This window comes from Polyangium mundeleinium (assembly GCF_028369105.1).
Classification (GTDB): domain Bacteria; phylum Myxococcota_A; class Polyangia; order Polyangiales; family Polyangiaceae; genus Polyangium; species Polyangium mundeleinium.
Map to the genome: position 1 here is coordinate 6,455,335 of NZ_JAQNDO010000001.1, position 20,480 is coordinate 6,475,814.

The following is a 20,480-nucleotide window of genomic DNA, read 5'->3' on the forward strand; positions in this document are numbered from 1 at the left end:
TGCGCGAGGCGATCGTGAAATGCTGACCGACCGCCGTCGCACCTAACGCATTCTCCGCGCCAGGGAGGGCAGACCAGGTCCATCGGTGAATTCCTCGGTTCAGGCAGCAATGGACGTATCCGGGCCGGCTGCGCTCGGCACAGCCGGCCCGGATACGTCGCGCGGTGGCGCGTTCAGGGCGCTACGCATGGACAAAGGTGGGGCATGATGGCCTGGAGCTGCGCGAGTTATACGCCGCCGCGCGTCGTGCGGCGGGGCTTCGGCGCTTTGGCCACCTTCGCGCCGAGCTTCGCGAAGGCCGCGCGCGTCTTCGGGCCGTAGGTGCCCGTGACCGGCACGCCGTGTTTGGCCTGGAACTTCTTCAGCGCCGCCTCGGTTTGCTCGCCGAACGTGCCCCGGTCCGCGTTCACCTGGGCCTTCGTCATGTGACCGAGCCTCACCAGCGCATTCTGGAGCTGCGTCACGGCCTCACTCTTGACGCAGCGTTTCATGCCTGTCCCCGGGAGTGGCATCCCACGCAGCGGAGGTTTCGACGGCGCCGCCACCGTTTCGTTCGTCATGTCCTCTCTCTCCGAATCGAGCATGATGGTCGCGTCGCTCGTCTCGTCCCCCGCGACGGTGGTCGTGGTGGCGCCTCTGCCTCCCGCCGAAAATGCCTCCACCCCGTAACGCCCCGACCTCGTGATCGGCAGCGTGAAGGAGCCGTCCTCCGCCGAGATCGCTGCGACCTCGGGATAAGGCGCGTCGCCTGCGCTGATCGCGACGGTGGCGCCGGCGATGGGGCGTCGTACACGGTCGATGACCCGGCCCCTGAGCATCGTCGCCGTACGCTCCCGCGGCCGTTCCCCTGCGCTCTCCGTCGCGGGCGCCTCTTCTCTGCGCGGCGCGCGTCGCCTCCGCGGATTCGGCGCCTCCGCCTCCGCCGCCCATTTCGTCAGGTTGCGGAGCACCTCGGCGGTGATCCGCGTCCCCGAGTTGAACTTCACGCTGGGCGTGGTGCCGTTCGTGTGGATCGCCGTCACGATGCGCTTCCCATTCGGGAGCGTGACCCACACCGGGCTGCCGCTCTGACCGCCGAACGTATCGATGTCGTACTGGACCCGCCGCGTCCCGATGTTCTGGAGCTTTCGCGCGTGGAAGAAGAGGCGCCGGCCGAGCTCTCGATCCGAAGGGTACCCCGCGATGTTCGCGAGGACGCCCTCGAGCTCCGCGTTCGAGGCCGGCATGGGCACGAAGAAGCCACTTTCGAGCCTGATGGGCTCGTCGAGCAGGATGACGCCGTAATCGTACTCCGACGACTTGTCCTTGATCCACTCCTCCGCGGCGTGGAACTTCTTCCCCACCACCGAGCCGAACGGCCTCGCGTCGGAATCAAGCGCCGGGGTGACCTCCACGGATTTCATGAAGCCTCCGAAGGCGTGGGAATAGACGCAATGCCCCGCCGTGAGGACGGTGCGCGGATTGATGAGGCAGCCCGTGCCAATGAACCGCTTTCCATCGGCGCTGGTCATGCGCAACGAGCATATCGCGCGCCAGGGCAGCGCCGTCGTCGGGGTGATGAGCCGCCGATCGTCGACGCCGCCGACGATGCTCTCGGTCGCCGTGATGGGGGCCAGGTAGGCTGGGTCGAACAGGGTCTCCGGCTCGGCCGCGGCCTCGATCGCGAGCGTGGCTTCCTCCCCCGTGGGCTTGGCGGGGCGGGCGGGGCGCAGGACAGGGTCGGAGGGCGCAGCGCCCGTTTCGAGCCCGTGCTCGAGCTCGGCGGCGACCCCGCCGGCGCGCCGATACCCAGGTACGAACTCCAGGACTCCCTCCAAGGGAGCGACGTTGGTCTCCTCCCCCCGCTCCCCGGCAAACCCGACGTTGGTCTCGTCCCCGTGCTCCGGGGCAGACCCGACGCACGGCCCGGAAGCGACCGGCTTTCCACGTGCGCGCGATTCTGTCTCCTCCATGTCCACCTCGTCCATATCCACCTCGTCCATATCCGCCTCGTCCATGTCCGCCTCGTCCATGTCCGCCTCGTCCATGTCCGCCGTTTCCGATCGCCTCGAGCCTCTCGGCGGGCTCGCGTCGTTGATGTGACCGCAGGACACGTTCACGGCCGGCTCGCCCTTGTCGAAGCGGATCGTCGTGAGCCCGTTCTTGTCGGTCCGCGCCCAGCGCAGGTCGCGCTTGGCGCGTGTCCTCTTCATGAGATCGATCGTCCTCGCGTTCGGGTGCCGGCTGCTCTTTTCGCCGGCGCATATGCCGAGCAATCGGGGATTCCCCATGAGCTCGAGGAGCTCTGCGCTGATTCCGTTGTCGCTCCCGTGATGCGACAGCTTCACGAAGTCGTAGGGCGCGTCCTTCCGGATGGCCCCGAGGATCTTCTTCATCCCAGCGAGCACCGTGGGGTCCGTGGTTTGCGGATCCGCGAGCTGCATATCCCCGGTGAACAGGAACTTCTTGCCTTGATATGCGAAGACCAGCACCGAGCTCTGGAGGTTCACGAACTTCGATACGCGGGGAATTCCCGCCTCCTCGCCCCCCCCGGCCTCCTCGTCCGCGGAGGCGAAACGCGAGGCGAACCTACGGTAAACCTCGAGCTCACGCGCCTCTTTGGCCTCGTCAGCCTCCTCGTCGGGGCTCTCGGTGCTCTCGGCCGCGAGCACTTTCTCGATTTCGACGCTCATCGTCTCCAGACCCCCGGAGATGCCCTCCGCGCAGGCGGCGACGTGTTTTCGGGTCGGGCCGAGGAGCTTCAGGGAAACCCCGCGGCGCGCGAGCGCCTCCACGAGCGGCCGGACCGCAGGGTCGTCGCTCCCCAAAAACGGAATGACCCGCGTTCCTTTGCGGGCCAGCGTATTCAGCATCTCGCGGTACTCGTCATCCATGCGCTGTGCCGCTTCGAGGAACGCGCTCTCCTCGCCGGCGTCGTCGAACTCTTGCGGCTCCTCGCGCAGGGCCGCCGCGATCCGGAGCGCGGAGGGCGATACCTCCGGCGCCGCGCGTTCCCTGCCCACTTTGCCCCAGCCGAGCTCCGGATGCGCCACGAGCGCCCACTCGGCGACGAGGTGCCCGTCGCGCACGAGCCGCGGCAGGCACCCGATGTGATCCTGATGCGCATGAGAGACGATGAGGAGGGTCACCACGGATGCGCGACCTCGCTGCGGCAGGAGCGGCTTGATCTGCTCCTGAATCGAGAGGTGTCCGTCTTTCCGCCGGTGATTGGCGGGGTGGGCCCCGTCGATCATGATGGAGATGTCGCCGAAGCGGCAGAGCACTGCATCGCCGTAGGGTTGTTCCCCTACGTCGAGCAACGTGAGCATGAACGGCGCCTCGGCGGAAAGGGCGGGGCGCGCCTCGGTCCCGCCCACGTCCTCGCGTGTTTTACGGCCCATGGTCATACCTCCACGTGATGCACATCGGGCGTTCGTATCGCCGCCGCGAAATGCTCTTCTCATTTCATTGGAGAGCCTGCCCGACGCCGCAAGAACCTAACGCGTGGCGATCGTGTTCGTGCACCGATCCGTTGCCACGTGAAACCCAGACGCCATATTGACAGAGGAGCCGAGGTCGAGGCGGACGTCGACCCGAGCGGGAACCGGTGGCGGGCTGTTCGACGCGCCGCCACCAGCTCACTCGTCCATTGGCACGGAGAAGGCGAAGGAGAGCTGCGATGCCAGCTTGGAAGCGAATGAAGGAGAACCCCGATGCCTAGCCCGAACCCTTCCGCGATCACCAATCCAATGTGGAACTTCTGGCTTGCGTTCAAGGCCCTGGAGCCCTCCGTAAGGATGGGCGGGATCTACGCCAACAAGCCCGGGTACCACAACAAGCGCTCCAACCTCCCCAAAAGTGACTACTCCGTCCGGTTGGCTGCCGACAAGACCGGCCCGAACCATGCCGCTGCCATCGACCTCTCCCTTCCACCTGCGAAGATGAAGGTCTACTCCAGCCGGCTGCTGAAGTCCGGCAAGGACATGAAAGACGAGCGAGGCAACTACCTCCGGGAGTTCTACGGCACCATCAACGGCCGAAGCGTCGTGGGCTGGGACTTCCAGTCCGTCACCGCGTCAACCTCTGACACCACTCATCTCTGGCACATACACCTCTCCTTCCTCCGGAAGTACCTCAACGACCCCAAGGCGTTCCGTGCGGTCATGAGCATCCTCCGAGGCGAGAGCGTGGCGAGCTGGCGTGCGAAGGAGAAGGCGCTCCAGGCTCGCGGGAAGCCTCCGGGGAAACGCGTCGCCCCGCCCAAGCGTGCGACGGCGGAGGCGAAGCTCGCGCCGGCCCCGATTCCCGAGAGCGACGCGAGGCTTGCGGCGAAGCGCGTCCCCCCGGCCAAGCGTGCGGCGGCGAAGGCGAAGTTCAAGCCGGTCCCGATCCCCGGGGGCAACGCGAAGGCGTGGCCGAAGCCCACCACTCGGGCACAGAAGACCCAGGCCGTGGCAGCGATTCTGCAACGGTTCGTCGAGCGATACTACCCGAAGGCTGCGGAGCTGAGAATCACCTCGGCCCAGCGGGACCGGGAAGACAAGGGCGGGACGTGGTCACACCACAACGGTCAGGTGTACAAGAACAGCCCGACAGCGGCCGTGGACTTCGCCCAGCGGACGGGGTCCTTCCCCGGCCCCGCAGCGAGCACGAAGATGCGGGACTTCGCGAAGTGGTGGTTCGATAACTTCGGGGACCTCACCGTCGAGATGCTGCATTCGACGCCGTTCTCTACCGACAAGGGATTCTTTGTCAAGAATCAGAAGAAGTCGGGCGGGTTCGACGCCCACCACGTCAACCACGTACACATAGCGATGAGCAGGCATCTGCTGGTTCTCGCCGAGAATAGAGCGGCAAGGAAGTGGCCAGCCAGGAAGCCGTGAGAGGGCCTGAGACGTATATCTGTTGTCGGCTGGGTCGTGGAGATGACCCGCGACGGCGAAAGCGAGCCCGCTCTGGTGGGCCCGTGGACAATGGGGCGCGGATGCAGGTCGACCTCGACGTGGTGCCCGATGAGGACGATCCCCACGCGATCCTGACCTTGCGAGACCGCTCTGGGGCGGTGACACGGTCGGCGCTGCCGATGGTATCGGGCGTAAGGGATGCCGGCCGCGCCTTGAACGGAATTTCCGGAGCCTCCTCGCACGGGGCCCCCCGCTTCGGAGGGCCCGCCAGGATCACCGCCGCTTCATGGCGCGAAGCAACTTGCCGACGGCATGGTGCGCAGCCCGCGCAGCGGTCGTGCTTTCGTCGGTATCCGAAAGCGGAGTGGCACCAACGCGCGCCAACGGGGTCGATCCGTCATCAGCAGGACGCGGATCCAGCGGGTTACGCCGGGTCAGGGGTGCCGGAATCCGAAGCGGAGGCGGAGGCGGCAACGCATCCGCCGAGGGCGCGACGTGCCTTGCACGCGCGCAAATCGCCCGATCGCCGTCGCTCGGTGGGTGTTGCACGCGTGCAAGGCGCCCCAAACGACCTGCCGTCACAGCCGCGGTGGCTCCCGTGCATCCCACACTGTGCACGTGTCACGGGCGCCTTCGCGTCGGTGCAAGGACGAGCGCGCAGGCGTCTGCGCTCCATTTGCGTTGGCGCAGCCGTGGCTGACCCAGCGGCCGGACGAGCTGCGTGATCTCCGCCTCACCACGGACATCACCGACCTCATTCTTGGCTACCTGGGGCGCCTGCGCGAACGGCACGTCGCCGAGCACGACGCGCCCGTGGCGCCCGGCTGATCCCGCATGCGAATCGCAGCCCTTCGTCGGCTGCCCCCCTCAAAGCCCCTGCGGCGCAATGTAAACGGCCGTCGCCGGATCGAGGAGATATCCGCCCTGGCCTGTCATCAGGACATCGCGGAGCCCGAGCTTGCGGAGCGTCGCGAGTGCCACGCGCACGCGGTTTGCTGCGGCATCTGCGCCGATGCGCTCCCCGGGCCAGCCGGCGCGGATGATCTCGTCGAGCGGTAGCGTTTGTCCAGGCGCGGAGGCTCGTAGCTTTGCGAGGGCGAGCAGGATGCGGCGCAGCGGCGCGCGGCTCGACAGGTCTACGGATGCGCGTGCCCCTGGCAGCCGCAGCCGTGCCCCCTCGTCGGAGACGACCAGCGCCTCCGTGGGCGCCGCGAGCCCGTGCTGGCCGGCTGCGAGCAGGATCCGGAGTGCGAACCGCACGTCGTCGTTCGAACGCCCGCGCGCGAGTGCGCGCGCCTCCTCCAGCAGCCGCGCTCGATCGGGCTCGCTCGCCTTTGCCAGCGCGACGTGGGCTTCGTGAATTGCGACGGTCGCTTGCAAGGCTGGTTCGCTCTTGCATGCGGCGGCTGCGCGTTGTGCTTTCGCGAGCCACTGCGCGGAGGCCTCGGGATCCCCTTCTTCGGACCACACCGACGCGAGACACCCGGCGATCAGCGCCTCGTACCGGTGAAACCCCGCTGCGCCCATCAGGTCGAACGAACGCATCAGCATCTTCGTCGCTTCGCCTGGCGAGCCTCGTTCGAGAAACGTCGTCCCGAGATAATAGAGCGCGCTCCCCTCGCGGTGACGGCTCCCGATCTCGTGGAACAAACGCACGGCGTGCGCGTGGCATGCGAGCGCCGCGTCGAGCTTCCCGCGCTCCTGAAACAGGATGCCCTGCGCGCTCAGGAGCGCGCCTTCGGCGTGTTTGTCGCCGCTCTGCCGCACGATCACGAGCCCCTCGTCGAGATGCGCGCCCGCCTCCGCGTAGCTCTCGCGAAAGAGGGCGATGACCGCCGTCTCGTACAGCACCCTCGGCAGCCGATCCTCGCAATCGGCATCACGGTAGAGCGCGAGCGCTCGTTTTGCCTCGCGCTCGGCTGCGGCGAGATCCCCCTCGCGGCGGTGCGCGTGCCCGAGACATGCCCGGATCTCGGCCTCCCGCACGCGCCGCGACCGGCCCCCCGCTGCGCCCCCGAGGCATGCGAGACCTCGCACGAAATGCGCGCGCGCCTCGACTGTGCGGCCGAGCGTCTCGACGCTCTCCCCGAGGTGCGTGCAGGCGAGCGCCTCGAGCGCTGCATCTCCCCGCGCGCGGGCGAGCGCGAGGCCGGCTTCCAGATCGTCGACGGAGGTCTTCGGATCGCCGAGCTCGCGCCGCGCGACGCCTCGCGCGACGAGGGCGGCCGCGAAATCCGGGGACTGCGCCCCGGCCGTGGTCGCCTGCGCCGCCGTGATCGCTCGGTCGAGCAGGACGAGCCGCAGCTCGAACAACCCTCGTGGCACGACGACTGGCTCGAGCGCGAGCGCGAGCCCGAGCGCGAGCGCGACGCCGTCTCCCTCGGGCGCGTGCTCCGCATCTTCGAGCGCGCGCGCGTGCGCCGCCACCATGTTGTCCATCTCGCGACCGAGCTTCTCCCGCGCGGCGCCGCCGAAGGCCGCCTCCTCGGCGAGCGCGCGGCCGAATTGCGCGAACCAGCGCGTGTGCTGGTCGGCCGTGCGTTCGAGCTCTCCCGGCCGCTTTTGCAGCTCCTCCGCGGCGAGCTCGCGGATCGCCTCGAAGAGCGAGAAACGCGCCTCGTCGCCCTCCGCGCGCATTCGTACGAGCGAGCGCGCGACGAGCCCCTCCAGCACCCCGAGCACGTCGGCGCCCGGCCGAGCGAGCACGCTCTCCGCCGCCTCCAGGGTAAAACCCCCGCGAAACACCGACGACGCCGCGAAACACGCGCGCTCGGCCTCGTCGAGCTGCACGAGCGAGTCCAGGATCGTGCGCCGCATCGACGAATGCCGCCCGTGGTCCTCGCGCCGGACCAGGAAATCGAGCGGCTCGGCCAGGCGGCTCCGGATCTGCCCCAGGCCGAGCAGCCGCACACGTGCTGCGCAGAGCTCGATCGCGAGCGGGATGCCGTCCGTCGCGCGCACGACGTCCCCGAGCGCCGCGAGCTCGGCCGGGCCCACATCGAAGCCCGGCCGCACCTCGCGCGCGCGGCTCAGGAAGAGCGCCACGCCTTCGGTCGCGAACAGCGCCTCGCGGCTCGCGCCGGGCTCCGGCACCCGGAGCGGCTCCAGCGGCACGAGGTGCTCGCCCGCGATGCCGAGCACGACCCGCGACGTCACCAGGATGCGCGCGTGCGGCGCGACCTTCATCCATGCGGCCACCACGCCGGCGGCCGCGGCCGCGATGTGCTCCACGTTGTCGAGGAGCAGGAGCACGCGGTTCTTCCGGGCGAGGGCCTGCCCGAGCGCCGCCACCACGGCGCTCTCCTCCGTCGTCCGTTCGAGCGCCACGCCCAGCACCGACGCCACGACGCGGCACATCGCCGCCACGTCGCCGGCGTCCGTCAGGTCGCAAAACCACACCCCGCCGCCGTGGGCCGCGTACGCCGCGCCATGCAATGCTGCGAATCGCGTCGCCACGCGCGTCTTGCCCATGCCTCCGGGCGCGACGATCGTCACGAGCCGCGCGCCCTCGTCGAACCGGTCGCGCAGGATCGCCATGTCCAAGGCGCGCCCCACGAACGACGACGGGCTCTCGTACACGTTCGTACGCGCCTTCGATTTCATGGCGTGAAAGGATGCGAGAAAGGCGGCGTGACCGCCATGCTCGAGGCGACGCGGGCGATCGGGGACGCCGGCCGCGTCACGCGTCGACGACCTCGTCGTCAGACGCGGCCGGCCGTCTTCGGGCTCACCTGCACTCGCTGTCTTTGTCCGAGCGACGCTCGCAACCGGAGGGATCCGGCGGGTGCTCCTTCATGCAACGCTCACCGCAGCTCATATCGCTGCTCGACATGCAGCGCGAGAGGCACGCGGCGGATTCGCCCGCGCATTTGTTCACCGCCGACACCGACGGGCACTGGTAATAGGAGCCGTTCACACAGCAATGGGCCGAGGCATTGCCGCCCTGCCCGGACCCCGAGCCCCCGCCACCATTGCCCTGCCCGGGCCCCGTGGTGACCTTCACGCTCCCGAGGACGTCCGCGGCCGCGCCGAGGAAGCCGCCGAGCCCGCCGCCGCTCGATCCGCCGGACGCCTTCGCCTCGGCGGCCTTGCGGTCCTCTTCTTCCTTTTCCCTCCGCTCCGCCTCTGCGCGCGCCACGGCCTCGGCCTTCTCCTTCTCCGCCTCGACCTTCTCGCGTTGCAGCGCGTCTTCGCTCGCCTCGCGCCAGATCGCCTCCCCGACGGCCGACGCCTCGTCCGTCAGCGCCTTTCGCTTGTCCGCGGCCATCTTCTTGCCGTTGACCACGTCGACGGCCATCACGACCCTGTCCGAGCTTGTCTTGTAATGGACCCAGACCTCGGGGTTGTACTGGAACTTGCAGTACTCCCGCTTGGAGCAGATCGGCTTGTAGCCTCGCTTTTGAATGGAGGCCTCGATGGACGACACCGTGGAGCGCCCGTCGTCACCGGCGTAGACGAGGGGCGTCGTCTCTCGCACCGTGCTGCACGCAGCCAGCGACGAGAGGGAAACAGCAAGCAGAAGGGGGAAGACTTTGGTGTTCATGTTCACGACTCCGGATCCGTCAGGCGCAGGCCTCGCATCCGGGGGATGCTCGTCCGGTCCCTAGGTCGCATTTTTTCATCGAAAAGTCTCGATCCCGTCCCGCCGCCGTCCCGAGGGGGACGCGAGGCGAGCTCGCTTCGTGATCTCGCAGAGCGCCGAACCGTTCGGCGCTCTACCCCTGCGACCGCAACGTGATCTCCAGCCGGCTCTGGATGAGGCGGAGAATGTCGTCCAGCTCGCCGCGCTCGACCTGCAGGCGCTCGCGCATGCGCTGCCGCGTGCCCGAGGCGAGGTTCTCGCGGGCGCGGGCGAGCCACCGGGCGGCCGTCGCGCGGTGGATGTCGTAGAGCGCACTCAGTTGATCGATGCCGAGGCCCTGCTGGTAGTGCTGCCGGAGGAGGTTGCGCTCCCGCGGCGAGAGCGTGGCCAGCGCTTCGCGGAAGGCGCTCTGGAACTCCTCGCGGTAGAGCTGCTCGATCCGGGCGAGCTCGGGATCCCCCGACGCGGGGTCGAGGTGGGCAAGCTCGACGTGCGCGCGCTCCTCGCGCTTCTGCTTGCGCAAGAGGCCGAGCGCCTCGCGCACGGCGACGACCCGCAGCCACCCGCGTAGATCCCCCCGGCCCGTGAATTCGGAGATCCGAGGGAGCGCGCCGCCCTCGCCGATGAGGATTCGGTGCCGGATACGGTCGCGCAGGTCCTCCAGCGTGGTGCTCCCGAGGTCGATACGCGAAAGCGCCGCCGTGACGTCGCGGAGCAAGGTCTTGTCGAACGTCGTGAGGGCCGCCGCATCGCCGTGGGCGCACGCGCAGGCGAGGTACAGATCCGTGCACGCGCGGGGCGAGAGCGCGCGCGTCAATGGCGCATCCGTGCCGATCCTCGCGGCGAGGTAGGGAATGAATACATTCGGCTCGATTTTCACCGGGGCCCAGGCCGCGCGGGCCTCGGCGAGCAGGGAGGCGAGCGCCGCTTCGAGCGAGGCCAGGTCGCCCTCCATCGCATCCGGCGGGGCGTCCGGCCGCGCAGCTCTCCACGCAGACAAGAAGCAGCGCGCCAGAGCCGAACCGTCTCCCATGTGCGCGCATGGTAGCATCACGGGAGCCGATCCTGCCAAGCGCGGCGCGGTCAGCGCGCTTGCCCGCAGAAGACACGCACGATAACGTTGCCCCGACGTCCGCATGGCTTGCCCGGGTGAAAACACGCTGAACGCGCTCCTCGGCGGCCAGCTCGCGCCCGAGATGGCCACGCGCACCGAGCACCACGTGGGCGAATGCCCCGCGTGCCAGGAGCTGCTCGCCGTCGTGGGACAACCCCTCGGCACGTCAGGCGGGTACGACGCGACGCCGGAGCTCGGCACGCGCCACGAGGACACGGCCCCGACGGCCCGGGAGGCGCGAACGCCGAGCGCCGACGCCCCGCTGCAGCCGGGCAGCGCCGTCCGCCGCTACGTCGTGCTTTCCAAGGTGGGCGCCGGCGGAATGGGCGTGGTGTATGCCGCCTACGACCCGGAGCTGAACCGGCGGGTGGCATTGAAGGTGCTCCGCGCCGAGGACCAGGGGGAGGGGAGCGAGCAGGCCCGCGCGCGCCTGCTCTCCGAGGCGCAGACGCTGGCGCGCCTCGCCCATCCGAACGTGGTCGCGATCCACGACGTGGGCGTGACCCATGGAAACGTCTTCCTCGTGATGGAGTTCGTCGAGGGGCCGACGCTGGCTGCGTGGCTCGCCGAGCGCCGTCGCCCGGTTCCCGAGGTCCTCCCCATCTTCCTCCAGGCGGGCCGGGGGCTCGCCGCCGCGCACGCCGTGGGGATCGTGCACCGGGACTTCAAGCCCGCGAACGTCGTGGTCGGGCGCGACGACCGGGTGCGCGTGCTCGACTTTGGCCTCGCGCGGGAAGGGCAACCGCAGCTTCCGCCCCGGGGCGCCGCATCCCTCGGCGCGGGCGCGGCCGGGGAGACGTCGCTGAGCGTCGTCGCGGGCACGCCCGCGTACATGGCGCCCGAGCAACACCTCGGCCGACGCGCCGACGCGCGCGCGGATCAATTCAGCTTTTGCGTCGCCCTCCACGAGGCCCTCCACGGCGTACGCCCCTTCCGCGGCGACACGGCGCGGGAGATCCTCGATTCCATCCAGCGCGGCGACGTCGTCTCCCCGCGCGCGGGGGAGCTCCCGGCCTGGTTGAACGAGGCCCTTCGGCGCGGGCTCTCCGCGAAGCCCGAGGCCCGACACCCCTCGCTCGTGGAGCTGCTCGCGATCCTCGAACGGGATCGGCGCGCGCTTCGCCGGCGGATCGGGATGGTCGTCGTTCCGCTGCTCGCGGCGGCCGTCGCGGGCGTGGCCGTTCGCGCCTCGATGGGGCCGGCCGCGGAGCCTCTTTGCCAGGGGGCGTCGAGGCGGCTCGAAGGCGTGTGGGACACGTCCGGGCGCGAAGCCGTCCGCGCGTCCTTCCTGGCGACCGGGCTGCCCTATGCGGCGGGGGCCTTCGACCAGGTCGCGGCGGACCTCGACCGGCGCGCGACGGAATGGGCGAGCGCGCACACGCAGGCCTGCGAGGCGACGCGGGTGCGAGGCGAGCAGACGGAAGAGCAGCTCGGCCGGCGCATGGTCTGCCTGGAGCGGCGGCTCACCGATCTCGGCGCGCTCACGCAGGCGCTCGCGCAAGCCGACGTCGCCGTGGTCGACGGGAGCGCGCGCGCGGTCTCCGAGCTCGCGCCCGTGAGCGATTGCGAAAACCTGGCGTCGCTCTCCTCGATGGATCCACGTCCGGAGGATCCGGCCGCGCAGGAGGAGATCAACCGCATCTCGGGCGATCTCTCCCGCGCGCGCGCAGAGCTCGCCGTCGGTCGTTACGAGGACGGGCTCGCGCGGATGGATCCGCTGATCGAGCGCGCCGCCGGCACACGTCATGGGCCGCTTTCAGCGGAGGCGCTTTACCTGCGCGCGCGCCTTCGAGACCTCCTCGGCCGGGATCGAGAAGCCGAGGTGGATTATCACGCCGCCGCCCACGCAGCGATTTCGAGCCACCACGACGAGATCGTGGCGAGCGCCTGGGTGGATCTCTTCGGCATTCTCTCGTTCGACACGCGCCGGGCGGAGGAAGCCGCGCGCTCGCTCGACTATGCGCGCGCGACGATTCGCAGGCGCGGCGCCAACCCGGAGCTCACGGCGCGGCTGTCCGTACGGATCTGCACGCGCGGCAATGCGCTCGCCGATGCGCCGCAAATCGAGGCCGACTGCCGGCGCGCCATCGACGAGGTCGAGCGATTCGCGCCCCACGACCCGGAGCTGCTCGCGGCCTCGCTGCAAGCGCTCGGGAGCGCGCTGCGCAACCAGGGCAAGCTCGCCGATGCCCGAGCGGCCGTCGATCGCGCGATCACCACGCTGTCGAAGACGCTGGGCAAAGACCATCCGTCGGCGCTGCGCGCGCGCCGGGCGCTCGCCCTCGTCCACCAGGAGAGCGGCGCGCTGGCCGAGGCGGAGGCCGAGAGCCGATCCATCCTCGAGAGCAGCGAACGGAACCTGCCGGCCGACCACCCCATGCGACGGTCGGCGCTCTTCGACCTGGCCCGGGTCCTCACGACCCGGGGCGACCACGCCGGGGCGCTGCCCCTCTTTCAGCAGGCCTACGAGGCGCAGCGCCGCGCGCGCGGCGAGGACTCCGAACAAGCAGCCACCTGCCTCGAAGCCATGGGGCGCGCCCAGCACAGCCTGGGGCGCAAAAAGGAAGCCATCGACCATTACCAGCGCTCGCTGGCCATCCGAGAAAAGACGCTCGGCGCCGATCACGTCTCCGTCGCCGGCACGCTGGTGCTCCTCGCGGTCGTGCGAGACGACGAAGGCGCCCACGAGGAAGCCATCTCGCTCGTGCGCCGCGCGCTCGACATCCGCGAAAAAGCGCTCGGGCCGGAGCATCCCCTCGTCGCGAAAACGCTCGATACGCTGGGCCGATTCTACACCACGCTCGGCCGCCTGGACGCCGCCGAGCCGCTGCTCGAGCGCTCCCTCGTCATCAACGAGGCGCGGCTCGGCAAAGAACACCCCTCGCTCGCCGACGCGCTCGTCCCGCTCGCAGACATCCACCTCGAACGTCACGCGCCCAAACGAGCCATCCCGCTGCTCGAACGCGCCATTGCCCTGTACGTGCGCCACCCGGGCGACCCCGCCATCCTGGCGGAGGCGCGTTATTCCCTCGCGCAAGCGCTCGTGGCCGTCGGAGAGGACCGTCGGCGCGCCATCACGCTCGCCGACGAAGCACGCGCAGGGTACGTGGCCGCCGGGCCAAGGGCAGAATCCGCCGTCGCAGAGGTCGATGCGTGGCTCCGTCAGAACAGGCGGTGATCAAGAACGGAGCAGGCTGCGCCCGCAGGGCTCTCCGCCCCGGGACCCGAGGCCTGCCCGCAGTGCCGCAGGATGGGGGGCGCAGAGCGCGCGCGGGGACCTGCGGGGCCGTCGAACGGGAGACGACCTCGCGGAGGGAGACGTGCCGCGCCGCAAGTCGGCGTCTCCAGAGGGGTGTCTTCGAGCTGCGGCGCCGTCGATCAGGTGCAGGTGAGCGCGGATTGCCGCCTGCAGCGCCGCAGGGCGGAAGACGCGCCCAGGGAGCAGCAGTTCACGACGCCCGAGGTCGGCAAGCGCTCAGACGGGGGCCAGGTTGCGGCACGGCAGGCGGCAATCCGCAGGGAGCGATCACGATCTTGCGGGGATGCAAGGCCTTCCGCGCCTGGTGCTGACCCCATGAGGGGTCTGGAGCTGAGGATGGGTCTCAGGTTGGGGGCGCGGAGCTGGGGCTTTGCCCCAGGCCCCACCGGGGCTGTCCGCCCCTGGACCCGGACCAGCGCAAGCGCTGGACGCGGGGTCGATGAACTGCGCTCCGCGCAGTTCATCGAACAGCCGCTGGCAAGACCGCAAACGACCCCGCCAACAGAGACCGCGGCGCTGCAGGTTCAACCTGCAGCGCGCGCGTCGCCGGCTCGAGATGCACCTTCATGGTCTTGCCACCGGCCCGTTGGAAGAACTGCGCGGAGCGCAGTTCTTCCACCTTCGGTCCAGGCCGTGCCTGGTCCGGGTCGAGGGGCGGACAGCCCCCGCGGGGTCCGGGGCAGCGCCCCGGCGCGGCGTCACAGCGCCGAGAGATTGTGGTGAGACCGGAGTGCCTGCGATAGCGCGGCGGCCCGTGGGCATAACCACGGGCTTGCGTCGCCCTGCGTCGTGAAATGTTTTTTTCAGTTGCTCGAAGAGATTTGAGTCAATTATTCATGCCTGCGTCGTCCATGCGTCGGGGGCCGATCTTCTGGGACGACGCGAGAGCGAACGAGGAGCATGAAGGGTCTCGATTCTTCCGGAGATTCCGGAAATGAGGGGACGTCGCGCCCATCGCGCGAGCCTGTGGACCGTGAATCGCTGGAGGTGAAGCTTGACGCGCTGATCGAGGAAATGCGCGGGGAGCTTTCGGCTGAGCTTGCTGCGGCTGCGGAGCTGAAGGGGCCTTCTGTGCACGTGGCGGGGATTGTGCCTCCTGCGAGCCGTGGGACGGAGGAGGTTGCGGCGCCGAAGGTCATCGTGGGGAGTGGCGTTGATCCGCGCGCGGAGCTGACGATCGTCGGGCGGCGCTCGCTGGAGGGGGCCGAATGGGTCTTCGACGGCGTGGAGGAAGAGGCTCCGCTGCAGGGGATCCACGCGCCTTTGACGAGGAGCGATGCGCCGGTCGAGCGTGTCGTCGGGGTGGAGATGAAGCCGCGGCGGCGGGCGCCGCTCGTGGCGGTCGCGGGGGCGGCGGTGGGCGTGGCATTGACGTGGATGCTGCTGGGACGGGGGGCGACGCCGCTCGTGCTGCGGCATGTCCCGCGGCCTGTGATCCTTGCGGCGGCAGGGGCGCCGGAGGGGAAGGGGAATGCGGTGGAGACGGGGGAGACGGGGGAGACGGGGGAGATACGCGAAAAGGTGGAAACGCGGATCGAGCTGGAGGGGAAGGGCCCGCGGCCGGCGGCTTCGCCTTTGCCGTGGCCGTCGTGGAAATCGACGCGTACGAGGAGTGAGGCCAAGCCGCGTGCGACGGCGCTCGAGACGGACAGGAAGTTTTGAAGATGCGACGATATCTCGTGTTCTGTTGGCTTGGTTTCGCCACGGCCCTTTCGGGCACGAGCCTCGCCGAACCGGCGCTCCCGCCGCCTGACGTGGCCACGACGCGCGCTGGACAGCTCTATGACGAGGGGCTCGATCTTTATGGCGCGGAGCGATTCTCGGAGGCGCATGCGGCGCTCGTCGCGGCGTGGAGCCTGAAGAAGCATTACCAGATCGCTGGGGTGCTGGGTGATTGCGAGATGCGCCTCGGCAAGTACAGGGACGCGGCCGAGCACCTCACGTATTACGTTCGTGACTATCCGAAGGACCAGCCGGCGGCGAAGATCGAGCAGGCGCGGAAGATGCTCGACGAGGCGAAGGGGCATCTTGGCACGTTGACGATCCGGGTGGACGAGCCGGGGGCGGACGTGTTCGTGGATGGCAAGCACGTCGGGCCCTCGCCGCTCGTGGATCCGGTGTTCGTGGATCCCGGGACGCGGCTCATCGAGGCGCAGCGGAGCTCGGGCAAGACGATGCAAACGGTGGAGGTGCGCGCCGGGAGCACCCATGCTGTGCGGCTCACGCTCGGGCCGGCGAGGGCGCCGGTTCCGCCGGGGGAGTCGAAGGGGTTGCCTTGGGCGGCGATGGCGACTGGGGCGGGGACGGCGGTGAGCCTCGGGGTGGGGATCGGGCTTTTGGCGATGGCGGGCTCGGCGGATGCGGAGGCGGCGGCGTATCGGCGCGAGCATGGCATCGAGGACAGGTCGTACTGCGCGGAGAGGCCGTCGCTCGACATGTGCAAAGAGCTGCATGGGATTGCGGTGCGGCAGGTCCCGTACTTCTGGGGCGGGGTCGGCGCGCTCGCGCTGGCCGGCGTGGGGGCGGGGGTGACGACGTACCTGCTCGTGCGGCCTTCGGGGAAGGGGGCGGCGCCGCGGGTGGGGTTGCGTGTGTCGCCGGGGCCTTATTTCGAGATTCGAGGAGCGTTTTGAGGGGCGAGAGGAAAGCCATGAAGTGGAGCAAGCTGAGCGCTTCGATGGTCCTGCCGGTCGCGATGCTGGTGTTTCATCCGCTCGGGTGCAGCGTTCTCTACACCTGCGAAGACGACGGGACGTGCGCGGAGGTCCCGGAAGGCTGGACGGGGTATCACTTCCTGCACGAGGTCGACGACGCGAGAGCGGCGGCCGAGAGATGTGGCGACGGAGCGGAGCCGACGTCGTATTTCATGCATCCGCCTCCGCAAGGCCCGCAAAAGTGCCGCGCGTGCGCTTGCGATCCGCTGGACGTCCAAAAGGGCTGTCCGCTGCCGAAGCTCGAATGCTGGGACGGTTCGCGTTGCGACGCGGGGATCAAGCTCAAGACGAATGTCTCCGTGGAGCGCTGCGAGTTATCGTACTGGAACGAGGACAGCAATGGCGTACCGTTCGATGAGCTGAGCGGGAACGCCCGTTGCCGCATCAGCGAGGCAGCCCCACCCGAGATCAACGCAATCGAGGTCAAGGCCATCGACTTGCCGACGTGGGGAGGGAGGCTCGACCTTTGTGATGCCGCATCGTCAACGGCGACGGATCTCATTTGCATCCAGGCGCCAGGACATGGTCGTGCGTGCCCATCAGGCTGGGATCACAGCCTCGAAGCCTATACGACCGGCGCGGATTCTCGAACCTGCTCGGCCTGTAGCTGTGAAGCTCGGTGTGACGGGGGAGGTTACACGTTCTCCGATTACTGCTACCAAGCGGAACCAGCTGGCAAACTGAAGGACGTCGACGCAACCGGGGCCTGCTTGAGCGTCTCGTATTCGTGGCCGTCCTACGGTATCAAGCCGCGACAGCCCCAACTGAGCACCCAAGCCAAGGGTGGGGAGCTGCGCGGCACCCTGGAACCCCAAGGCCCCGTGACCTTCTGCTGCAGACCGGCCGAATAACGCCATGGATCTATCACCTCGTGACGTACAACCCGGCGACATCCTCGCCGACAAGTATCGCGTCGAGCGGGTCCTCGGCAGAGGCGGCATGGGCGTCGTCGTCGCCGCGCTGCACCTCGATCTGCACGAGAAACGCGCGATCAAGCTGATGCTCCCCAATCAGCTCGGAAACGCCGTCGCGGTGGAGCGCTTCCTCCGCGAGGCGAGGGCCACGGTGCGGCTGCGGAGCGAGCACATCACGCAGGTCTATGACGTCGGGCGCCTCGAATCCGGCGCGCCGTACATCGTCATGGAGCTGCTCCGTGGCCTCGACCTCGCGCAGCTCCTGCGCAAAACGGGGCCGCTGCCGACCGACCTCGCCGCGCTTTACGTCTTCCAGGCCTGCAAGGCCCTCGCCGAGGCCCACGGCGCGGGGATCGTGCACCGCGACATCAAACCGTCGAACCTGTTCTTGACGACCCGCCCCGATGGTTCGCCCTGCATCAAGGTGGTCGACTTCGGCATCTCGAAGCAGCTCCCCATCCCCGGCGTCGAGGCCGCCGACGTCACGCGCGACAACGACATCATGGGCTCGCTGCTCTACATGTCCCCCGAGCAAATGCGCTCGGCGAAAAACGTCGACGGACGCACCGACGTGTGGGCCCTCGGCGCCGTCCTCTACAAGCTCGTCACGAACCAGGTCCCGTTCGAGGCCTCGAATCACGTGGAGATCTTCGCCACGGTCCTCGACGGGACGCCCTGCGAGCCGCCGGGGAAATACAGGCTCGACCTCGAACCCGGGCTCGAAGAGGTGATCCTCCGCTGCCTCGCGCACGACATGGCCGCGCGCATGCCGAGCATGACCGACCTCATGAGCGCGCTCGCGCCCCATTTGCCCGGCCCCGCGAAGGCCGCCGAGGCCCCGGACGACGACGCGACCACGTTGCGCATGGCTTTCCTGCCGAAACGCGAGAGCCCCACGGCACGATCGGCCGTTCACCCGGCGACCCTCGCCGAGCTCCGCCGGGAGGTCCCGTTGCACCCACGGGGGCGCCCGACGGATCTCCGCAACCTGAAGCACACGATTCCGATCGTGGGTCCCGGGGCCGTTCACCACGCGCCGCCGCCCGCGCTCCCGCCGGCCTCGCACGATAGCGACGAGTTTCCTTATCTGCCGAAACCCCTCGCGGCGCCGAAAGCTCCCGCGATCACGACGCCGCTGCCCATTGCGCCGTCGTGGCCCTGGCCAAAGGCCGCGGCTCCGCGCGCCAAGATGGATTCGCCTCCCGGGAGCGAGATCGTCCGCGTCCCGTCCTCCATGCCGCCGCCGACGGCATGGGAAAAGTTCCCTTCGTCCCTCCCGCCGCCGTCGCCGGCCGAGCCCGATTCGTATGGCCCGCCGTCCCCATTTCTGGAGAGCGGCGCCCCGGCGATAACGTCGGAGCGGGGCAGGCCGGGCTCGATGCCCCTGTTCCCTCTCTCGACGAAGCCCGTGGAGCCCGCGAACCACGAACGCTCGCGGCTCCGCGTGGCCGGCGTGATGGCGGCGTCCGGCGCCGTCATGCTGGTCGGGGCGATGGCGCTCGTGGGCGCGTTATGGGTATGGCTGGGCAGAGGCGGGCCGCCACGCGGCTCCACGGAGCCTGCGGCGACGCTCGTTTCCCCGGTCCCGCCGAAGGACCCCACCTCCGAAGCCACGCCCGCCCCGGCCGCGTCGGCGTCCGTGATTGTATCGGCGCCGGCGACGTCCACGTCGACATCGCCCCCCGGCGCAGCTCCCTCGGCTTCACCCACGCCCCGCCCGCTGTCGCCCATCAAAACGGCGGCGCCCGCGGTCCGGCGCGCGCCCACGCCCTCCGGCACGGGCACGGCCGCCGAGCCTCCCAAGAACCGCAAACGCACGATCAACGACCCGTTTGGCGGCGTCCCCTTCTAGGAGAATTCGCATGCACCGCGCGCATGCCCTGGCGCTCGTCCTGCCTCTTTCCTTGGGGATGACAGCACGAGCCACGGCGACACCGCCCCTCGCAAAGCCGGTCGTCCGACATCCGGAGCGTGCAGGCTCGCAGGGGGGATTGCCCCTTTCGCAAACCCTCCTCCTGCGAGGGAGGCAGCACATGTCGAAAAACCAGTTTCGCTCGGCATGTCCCCTGCTCGAGGAGAGCCACCGGCTCGACCCCGCCGTCGCGTCGAAATTCGTGCTCGCGAAGTGTTATTACCGGATGGATCGGCACGCGCGCGCCTTCGAGCTGCTCGAAGACATCCAGAAGACGGCGAAAGACCCGGCCGACGTGAAGCTCGCGCGGGACATCGCAGCCGGCATCACGCCGACCATCGGCAAGCTGACCGTATCGCTCCCTCCGCCGAGCATGCGGCCGGAGGGGCTCGAGCTCCACCTCGACGGCGCTCGCCTGAATACGTCGGAACACGGTTCTGCGCCGGTGACGAAGGTGCTCGACCTCGGGGAGCACATCGTGCTCGCGACCGCCCCCCACAAGGTGCCCTGGCGGCAATCGTTCCTCGTGACCGCCTACGACAAGCCCATCACGATCCAGGTGCCCCCGCTCGTGGACGAAATGCCGCCGCCCGCGCCCGTCCCGCAAGCCAAGACGAGCCCCTGGGTGCTGCCGCTCGCGACGCTGGGGGTGCTCGGCCTCGCGGCGGGCACCGGCGTCGGCCTCGTGGGCCTCGAGAACGAGCCGCAGCGCGCGGGCCTGTTCGTTCCCATGGGTGGCAGCCTCGTCCTCGGCGGCGTGGCCATGGCCGGCGCATTCGCGCTCTGGCGCGCGACGTCGACCCCGACGAATGCATCCACCACGGCGGGAGTCCCCCTGCAATTCGTGCCCGTCGTGGGCCCCGGCAGCACGTTCGGCGCGCTTCGCGGGAGCTTCTGATCGCCTCTCAGGGCTCGACCTTCACGAGGCGGCCAGAAATGGTAGATTGAAAGGAGTTACAACCATGACGACCGATCCCAAAGAAATGCGACAAAGAGGTACGGAGTGATGTGAACCACTGCTCCCCCGGTGCCGGAGGGCTGAACACGGCGCAGGAGCAGAGTCTTTTCTTGACGACGACGCTGCGGCACGCTTCTCATGGCG

12 protein-coding genes are annotated in these 20,480 nt (G+C 69.2%); 8 read left to right on the top strand and 4 right to left on the bottom strand.

Translation table 11 applies throughout. The annotated features are described in order from the left end of the window. Nucleotides 1–227: 227 nt before the first annotated feature. The gene (locus tag POL67_RS25675) at nt 228–3,380 is read right to left on the bottom strand and encodes a peptidoglycan-binding protein (protein ID WP_271921604.1); all 3,153 of its coding nucleotides are present in this window, start codon (nt 3,378–3,380) and stop codon (nt 228–230) included. Between the two features lie 312 nt (nt 3,381–3,692). Between POL67_RS25675 and POL67_RS25680 the strand changes: the two genes are divergently transcribed. Together POL67_RS25680 and POL67_RS25685 are read left to right on the top strand one after the other, a co-directional pair. Next, a complete protein-coding gene (locus tag POL67_RS25680) occupies nt 3,693–4,862 on the top strand; it encodes a hypothetical protein (protein ID WP_271921606.1) in 1,170 nt (389 codons plus the stop codon). A 702-nt stretch (nt 4,863–5,564) separates the two neighbouring features. Then, complete coding sequence (locus POL67_RS25685; RefSeq protein WP_271921608.1) at nt 5,565–5,711, top strand: hypothetical protein; 147 nt, start codon at nt 5,565–5,567, stop codon at nt 5,709–5,711. A gap of 39 nt (nt 5,712–5,750) precedes the next feature. Here POL67_RS25685 and POL67_RS25690 read toward each other — a convergent pair whose 3' ends face one another. The 3 genes from POL67_RS25690 to POL67_RS25700 all read right to left on the bottom strand — a co-directional run bounded on the left by POL67_RS25690 (nt 5,751) and on the right by POL67_RS25700 (nt 10,498). Then, nucleotides 5,751–8,486: an ATP-binding protein gene (locus POL67_RS25690; protein ID WP_271921610.1), complete on the bottom strand. Its 2,736-nt coding sequence runs from the start codon at nt 8,484–8,486 to the stop codon at nt 5,751–5,753. Between the two features lie 124 nt (nt 8,487–8,610). Then, nucleotides 8,611–9,426: a hypothetical protein gene (locus tag POL67_RS25695; RefSeq protein ID WP_271921612.1), complete on the bottom strand. Its 816-nt coding sequence runs from the start codon at nt 9,424–9,426 to the stop codon at nt 8,611–8,613. A gap of 172 nt (nt 9,427–9,598) precedes the next feature. Next, nucleotides 9,599–10,498, bottom strand: a complete 900-nt coding sequence (locus tag POL67_RS25700; RefSeq protein ID WP_271921614.1) for a sigma-70 family RNA polymerase sigma factor — start codon at nt 10,496–10,498, stop codon at nt 9,599–9,601. A 103-nt stretch (nt 10,499–10,601) separates the two neighbouring features. On the opposite strand from POL67_RS25700, the gene POL67_RS25705 reads away from it, so the two are divergent. From POL67_RS25705 to POL67_RS25730, 6 genes are all read left to right on the top strand, one after another. Beyond that, nucleotides 10,602–13,757 carry a serine/threonine-protein kinase gene (locus POL67_RS25705; RefSeq protein WP_271921616.1) on the top strand — a complete coding sequence of 1,052 codons (3,156 nt, stop codon included), beginning with the start codon at nt 10,602–10,604 and terminating at the stop codon, nt 13,755–13,757. 1,068 nt (nt 13,758–14,825) lie between these two features. After that, nucleotides 14,826–15,500: a hypothetical protein gene (locus tag POL67_RS25710; RefSeq protein WP_271921618.1), complete on the top strand. Its 675-nt coding sequence runs from the start codon at nt 14,826–14,828 to the stop codon at nt 15,498–15,500. Between the two features lie 2 nt (nt 15,501–15,502). After that, a complete protein-coding gene (locus POL67_RS25715) occupies nt 15,503–16,471 on the top strand; it encodes a hypothetical protein (RefSeq protein WP_271921620.1) in 969 nt (322 codons plus the stop codon). 17 nt (nt 16,472–16,488) lie between these two features. Continuing rightward, the gene (locus tag POL67_RS25720) at nt 16,489–17,403 is read left to right on the top strand and encodes a hypothetical protein (RefSeq protein WP_271921622.1); all 915 of its coding nucleotides are present in this window, start codon (nt 16,489–16,491) and stop codon (nt 17,401–17,403) included. Nucleotides 17,404–17,407: 4 nt separating this feature from the next. Then, nucleotides 17,408–19,318, top strand: a complete 1,911-nt coding sequence (locus POL67_RS25725) for a serine/threonine-protein kinase (protein WP_271921624.1) — start codon at nt 17,408–17,410, stop codon at nt 19,316–19,318. Between the two features lie 181 nt (nt 19,319–19,499). After that, a complete protein-coding gene (locus POL67_RS25730) occupies nt 19,500–20,276 on the top strand; it encodes a tetratricopeptide repeat protein (RefSeq protein ID WP_271921626.1) in 777 nt (258 codons plus the stop codon). Nucleotides 20,277–20,480 lie beyond the last annotated feature (204 nt).